Origin of the sequence: Streptomyces milbemycinicus (genome assembly GCF_002154605.1) — a bacterium.
In the GTDB taxonomy this organism is placed as follows: Bacteria; Actinomycetota; Actinomycetes; order Streptomycetales; family Streptomycetaceae; genus Streptomyces; species Streptomyces milbemycinicus.
This window is the reverse complement of sequence record NZ_MUNE01001054.1, coordinates 1-4,424: the sequence shown is the minus strand read 5'-3', so window position 1 is coordinate 4,424 and position 4,424 is coordinate 1. Positions and strand designations below refer to the sequence as shown.

5 protein-coding genes are annotated in these 4,424 nt (G+C 74.0%); 1 reads left to right on the top strand and 4 read right to left on the bottom strand.

Going from position 1 to position 4,424, the window contains the following annotated elements:
* Both CCN51_RS56795 and CCN51_RS50885 read right to left on the bottom strand, forming a co-directional pair.
* Positions 1-229, bottom strand: a 229-nt coding sequence (locus tag CCN51_RS56795) for a hypothetical protein (RefSeq protein WP_211303344.1), incomplete at its 3' end; no start/stop codon positions are given.
* A 147-nt stretch (positions 230-376) separates the two neighbouring features.
* Positions 377-2,023 carry an acyl-CoA dehydrogenase family protein gene (locus tag CCN51_RS50885; protein ID WP_014174342.1) on the bottom strand — a complete coding sequence of 549 codons (1,647 nt, stop codon included), beginning with the start codon at positions 2,021-2,023 and terminating at the stop codon, positions 377-379.
* A gap of 86 nt (positions 2,024-2,109) precedes the next feature.
* Here CCN51_RS50885 and CCN51_RS50880 point away from each other — a divergent pair, with 86 nt between their 5' ends.
* On the top strand, positions 2,110-2,931 hold the full coding sequence (locus CCN51_RS50880; protein ID WP_014174341.1) for a PaaX family transcriptional regulator C-terminal domain-containing protein: 822 nt from the start codon (positions 2,110-2,112) through the stop codon (positions 2,929-2,931).
* 19 nt (positions 2,932-2,950) lie between these two features.
* Here the strand turns inward: CCN51_RS50880 and CCN51_RS50875 are convergent, their stop codons facing one another.
* Both CCN51_RS50875 and CCN51_RS50870 read right to left on the bottom strand, forming a co-directional pair.
* A complete protein-coding gene (locus CCN51_RS50875; RefSeq protein ID WP_014174340.1) occupies positions 2,951-3,955 on the bottom strand; it encodes a LacI family DNA-binding transcriptional regulator in 1,005 nt (334 codons plus the stop codon).
* A gap of 163 nt (positions 3,956-4,118) precedes the next feature.
* The coding region (locus tag CCN51_RS50870; RefSeq protein WP_281262492.1) for an acyl-CoA dehydrogenase family protein at positions 4,119-4,424 on the bottom strand (306 nt) is incomplete at its 5' end.

Below are 4,424 nucleotides of genomic sequence, written 5' to 3'. Positions count from 1 at the left end.
GTGTGGGGGTGGGTGTCGGCGTCGGACACCACCCCGGCCAGATCACGCCGAGACCCGGAATGCGCACCTCGATGTGGAGGTGGATACCCCCGTGCGGGCCATGTGCCGAGTGGTCGGGCCCGTCAGCCCCGGCCCGGTCCGCCTCGGCCACGGGGCCCGCCCCCGCCGAGACGAGCACCAGGGCCGTGGCGAGAATCCCTGAACGCAACGTGCGTTGCCATCGGTTCACGACCGAGATCTTCGGCTGATCGGACCCGTTACAGCCGTATGCCCGCGTGGATTCCCTCGAATAGGTGAATTTGCGCGGAATCTGCCCGTCCGGGCCGTGGCTCTGACAGCCGCCTCAAAAGCTTGACGTAGCGGCCCTAAAAGACAGTCACCGCGCGTCCTTGAGCCGAGCCCGGTCCAGGATCGGGCCGGTGTCCACGCCGGGCGGCAGGGTGCCGAAGGCATGGCCCCAGTCGCCACCGAGCCGCGAGGCGCAGAAGGCGTCCGCCACCGCGGGGTGGCTGTACCGCACCAGCAGGCTGCCCTGCAGGACCAGCGTCATCTGCTCGGCGAGGCGGCGGGCGAGCAGCTGCGCACGCTGTGGATCGGCGAGCTGCGGCAGCAGATCGCGGAGGCGGGCGACGGCCGCGTCCAACCGCGCGTCCGCCCCGGCGGCGGTGTCCACCTCGGCCAGGAAGGCGTCCAGCGCGCCCGACTCCCGGCCCAGTGCGCGCAGTACGTCGAGGGCCGCGACATTGCCCGAGCCCTCCCAGATCGACAGCAGCGGCGCCTCCCGGTACAGGCGCGGCATGCCGGAGTCCTCGACATAGCCGTTGCCGCCCAGGCATTCCAGAGCCTCCGCGGCGTGTGTGGCGCCGCGCTTGCACACCCAGTACTTGCTCACCGCCAGCCCCAGCCGGCGTAGCGCCGCCTCCGACTCGTCTCCGGCCTGGGTCCGGTCCAGGGCCGTCGCCAGGCGCATCGCGAGCGTCGTGGCGGCCTCCGACTCGACGGCCAGATCGGCGAGCACATTGCGCATCAGCGGCTGGTCGATCAGTTCCGCGCCGAACGCCCGCCGGTGCTCGGTGTGGTGCAGGGCCTGCCGGAGCCCGGCCCGCATGCCCGCCGCCGAGCCGATCACACAGTCCAGCCGGGTCACATTCACCATCTCGACGATCGTGCGCACCCCCCGGCCCGGCTCGCCGACCCGCCAGGCCACCGCGCCGTCGTACTCGATCTCGGAGGAGGCGTTGGAGCGGTTGCCGAGCTTGTTCTTGAGCCGCTGCAGCCGCATGGCGTTGAGCGTCCCGTCGGGCAGCACGCGCGGCACCAGGAAGCAGGTCAGGCCCTCGTCGGTCTGGGCGAGGGTGAGGAAGATGTCGCTCATCGGCGCGGAGGTGAACCACTTGTGACCGGTCAGCAGGTAGCTGCCGTCCGCCTGGGGGAGCGCCCGCGTGGTGTTGGCCCGTACGTCCGAGCCGCCTTGCTTCTCCGTCATCGACATGCCGGCGATCAGCCCCCGCTTGCCCAGCGGCGGGCGCAGCCCGAAGTCGTAGACGCGGGCGGCCAGCAGCGGCTCGTAGGCGGCCGCGAGCTCCGGCTCGGCGCGCAGCGCCGGGATCGCGGCGTACGTCATGGAGATGGGGCAGCCGTGGCCCGGCTCGGCCTGCGCGAAGCAGTAGAACTTGGCGGCGCGCACCAGATGCGCCCCCGGCCGGGTCTCGCTCCAGGCGGCGGCGTGCTGCCCACTGGCCACGGCGGCAGCCATCAGCTGGTGGTAGGCCGGGTGGTACTCGACTTCGTCGACGCGGTGGCCGTACCGGTCGTGGGTGTGCAGCACCGGAGGGTGCTCCTCGGCCATCCGCGCCCAGTCCTGGACCTCGGCGGACCCGGCCAGCGCGCCCAGCTCCCGCACCTCCTGCTCGCCCCGGCTTCCTCCGTCCCGCCGCAGGGCCTCCAGCAGGGCCGGGTCGTCGGCCGTGCTGAAGCCGATCAGCGGCGGGGCCTGGTTGAGGACTTCATGCGTGGCACCCATGGCGTCTCCTCGTGTGCGGCGACCCTGCGCTCTTACACTTCCATCATGCTTGATGAAGAACTGTAATAGATAGGGTTCGGGCACCTATGGACGACACCCGCGACACCAGCGATACGCGCGATCCCGCTGAACCCAGCGCCGCCACCGCTCCCGGCGCCGCCACCGGAAGCGCCGCCGCCGGGGCGCTCGCGCTGCGCCCGCTGACGGCCCGCTCGATCGTGCTCAGCACCCTGCTCGGCCAGCATCCGCCCCAGCTGCCCGCCCGCGCCCTGGTCCGCGTCGGGGCGCTGTTCGGCGCCGCGGAGGGCACCGTCCGGGTCGCGCTCACCCGTATGGTCGCGGCCGGTGACCTCGAGCAGCGCGGCGGCGCCTACCGGCTCACCGACCGCCTCCTGGCCCGCCAGGCCCGGCAGGACGATAGCCGGGCCCCCCGCACCCGGCGCTGGGACGGCGGCTGGGAGATCGCGGTCGTCACCTCCGACCGCCGCGCCGCGCCCGAGCGGGCCGCGCTGCGCCAGGCCATGGCCGCCCTGCGCCTGGCCGAGCTGCGGGAGGGCACCTGGCTGCGCCCCGCCAACCTCGTACGGCCGCGCCCGGCCGTCGCCGCCGAGCAGTGCGCGTGGCTCACCGGCGCGCCCGAGGGCGACCCGGTCCGGCTCGCCGCCCGGCTGTGGGACCTGGACGGCTGGGCCGCCCGGGCCCGGCTGCTGTCGGCGGCCCTGGAGCGGGCCGACGGACCGGCCGAGCGGTTCACCGTGGCGGCCGCCGCGCTCCGCCACCTCCTCGCCGACCCGGTCCTGCCAACCGGGCTGCTGCCATCCGACTGGCCGGGCGCCGATCTGCGCCGCCGCTACGACGCCTTCGAGCGCGAGTTCCGGGCCCTGCTGCCCCAGTACGCGGGGGAATGACCGCGGGAACCGGGGCGCCTCAGGCCGACTCCCGCAGGACCAGTTCGGTCGGCAGGACCAGCGACGGCTCGATCGGCTCGCCCGAGGCGAGGCGCAGCAGTTGATGGGCGAGCCGCCGGCCGATGTGAGCGATGGGCTGGCGGACCGTGGTCAGCGGCGGATCGGTGTAGCGGGCGGTCTCGATGTCGTCGAAGCCGACCACGGCGACGTCGTCCGGCACCCGGCGGCCTGCCTGCCGCAGCGCCCGCAGCACCCCCACCGCCATCAGGTCGGAGGCCGCGAACACCGCGTCAAAGCCCGGCTCTTCGCGCAGCAACTCGCGCGTCGCGGCCACGCCTGACTCCTGTGTGAAGTCACCGACGGCGACGGCCGCGGGCAGCCGCGCCTCGTCCAGCGCCGCCCGGTAGCCGGCCAGCCGGTCGATCCCGGCGACCATGTCCTGTGGCCCCGCGACGGTGGCGATCCTGGTGCGCCCCGAGCGCACCAGATGGCGCACGGCGGCGGCCGCGCCCCCGGTGTTGTCCACGCCGACGTACGGCAGGGACACCGGGCCGAGCAGCCGTTCGTTGGAGACCACCGGGATGCCCATGCGGGCGAGGGAGGCGGGCAGCGGGTCGGCACCGTGTACGGAGGCGACCATGACGCCGTCGACATGGCGCGCCAGGGCGAAGCGCTCGATGCGGTCCCGGCTGGCGGGGGAGCGGGCCATCATCAGCACCAGCTGCTTGTCGGCCTCCTCCAGCCGCTGGCTCACACCGCGCACCACGCCGGGGAAGAACTGGTCGTCGGAGAACACCCGGCCCGGCTCCTCGGGCAGGACGAGCGCGAAGGAGTCGGTGCGCTGGGTGACCAGGCTGCGGGCCGCCTGGTTGGGGACGTAGCCCAGCTCCCGGATCGCCCGCTGCACCGCCTCGCGGGCGTCCTCGCCGACCCTGGTGGAGCCGTTGACGACGCGGGACACCGTGGCGCGCGAGACGCCCGCGTGCAGCGCCACGCTCTCCAATGTCGGCCGGGTCCGGTGCATGCGCCCAATACCTCTGTTCTCCGTCGCTCTCCGCCGAGCCGCTGGCCGTGCCGGTCGGTCGTCACAGCATGGATCACCCGGTGCGGCGGACGGCACCCTTCGGCCGAACTGTCATCGGCTGACGGCTCCCGGAGCAACGTGGACGGCTCCCGGTGGCGCCCGCTCAGGGCGCGAGGACGCGGGCGCGGCAGACGGAGGGGGACCCCCAAGCGGCGCGCAGCGCACGGGCCTTGCGGATCCACAGGGACAGGTCGTACTCGTCCGTGTAGCCGATCGCGCCGTGCAACTGGAGCGCGGTCCTGGCCGCCGCGTACGCCGCCTCACCCGCGGCGACCTTGGCGGCGGCGACCTCCGCGCCGGCCCGGTCGGTGCCGTCCGCCAGCGCCAGCGCGGCCCCGTACAGCAGCGGCCGGGCGAACTCCAGGGCGACGAGGACGTCCGCGAGCTGGTGCTTGACCGCCTGGAACGA